This is a genomic window from Massilia eurypsychrophila (assembly GCF_002760655.1).
Taxonomy (GTDB): domain Bacteria; phylum Pseudomonadota; class Gammaproteobacteria; order Burkholderiales; family Burkholderiaceae_D; genus JAFCUW01.
The window spans coordinates 1-1,599 of the sequence record NZ_PDOC01000074.1; the positions used below are offsets into that span (position 1 = coordinate 1).

Genomic DNA, 1,599 nt, shown 5'->3' on the forward strand with positions numbered 1-1,599 from the left:
CGGTGGCCGTCAAGCTAGTTGTCGCCTAATATAGTCGTTATGCTGCTTTCTTTTGCAGCACGGTTTCCTCTACTCGGGCGCCATCACTGATGGTCTTTTCCGGATTGAGGTGGACGACGGACACTGGCCGCCAGTTGCGCGTGTCGCCGCTCCAGCGCTCCGGATGTGCTGCCTTCGCTGCCCGGTACACCTCGTCACGCTTGCGTAACAAGGCCTCGTCCAATCCTGCATGGCGCTGTGCTGGGGTCACGAACTGAATTGCGCTGTGCCGGTGCTCATGGTTATACCAATGAACAAAGCTACCTACCCATTGGCGTGCCGCCAGCAGGCTGTCGAACGCTGTGCGTGGATAGGCCGGCCGGTATTTCAAGGTCTTGAACAGCGATTCCGAGAACGGATTGTCGTTGCTTACCGATGGGCGGCTGAACGATGGCATCACACCTAGGGCTTGCAGTGTAGCGAGCATGGTCGCTCCCTTCATGGGGCTGCCATTATCCGAATGCAGTACGACTTGGTCGGGCGCGATGTTCTCCCGCGCGCAAATGTCGCGCACAACGTCGCCGGCAAGTTCGCTGCTTTCCACATCATAAATTTGCCAGCCTACGATCTTGCGACTGAAGATATCCATGAACAAATACAGGTAAAAATAGACGCCCTTTACCGGCGTTGGAAGATACGTGATATCCCAGCTGTACAGCTGGCCTGGCGCAGTCGCCGTCAACGCCCGTGGCTTACTGCGGATCTGCGCGGGACGTTCCGCGCCGCGATGACCCGACTGCTTCGCGTCCTTAAGCACCCGACGAAACGTCGACTCCGACGCCAGGTAGATACCTTGATCGACCAAGCGAGGAACGATTTGACAAGGCGGCAGATTGGCAAATTCAGCGCAGTTGGCGACCGCGAGCAACTGGCCGCGTTCAAGCACGCTCAACCTGTTGTTCGGCGCCTGCACGCGCGCTGGTCGTTGGTCGCCCCTGAACACATCGCGTTGCCACCGTTGCAGCGTGCGTTCGCTGAACGAGATCGCGGCGCAGGCGCTGTCTTGGCGTGCACCAGCCTTGACCGCATCGGCGATCAAGGCCATCACCTCTGTCCGCTTTGGCAGGGAGGTCATTTGACCTCGTCCTCCCAAAGCGACCGGAACTTTTTTTGCAGGATCAGTAACGCTGCCGCCTCCGCCAGTGCCTTGTCCTTGCGCAGCACCTCTCGTTGCAGTCGTTCGTTATCGTCTTTAAGCAGGCGTAGCGCTTTTGAATCGGCCGGAGCCGATTTTCTATCGGCGCAAAATGCCGCCTGCCACTCAATCAAATGATGAGAGAAAATGCCATGTTCGCGACACCACGCGCTCAACGTCTCAGCCGTCATGCCATGGGTTTCGTGCAATGCCACCAGTTGCTCCTGGGCGCTCCAGTCCTGTGGGCGCTTCTCTTTTGCCGCCGGGGTGTTCTTCTCTGCCACTACTTTCCTCGTCATCCAATTTTTAAGTGTGTGGTAATTGACGTTGATATCGTCCGCGACTGCCTGCACGCTCCTGCCGCCACGGGAGAATACCTTGACCAGTGCTTGTTCGACAAATGCTGGGGAATGCCTTGTTCTCAT

At 57.6% G+C, this 1,599-nt stretch carries 1 protein-coding gene; it reads right to left on the reverse strand.

What is annotated here, in order from left to right; genetic code table 11:
- Nucleotides 1–37: 37 nt before the first annotated feature.
- Nucleotides 38–1,599, reverse strand: a protein-coding gene (locus CR105_RS27370) for an IS3 family transposase (RefSeq protein ID WP_370660715.1) whose coding sequence is annotated in 2 segments (ribosomal slippage) — nucleotides 38–1,143 and nucleotides 1,143–1,599 — 1,563 coding nt in all. Because the reading frame shifts where the segments join, the coding sequence is not laid out codon by codon here.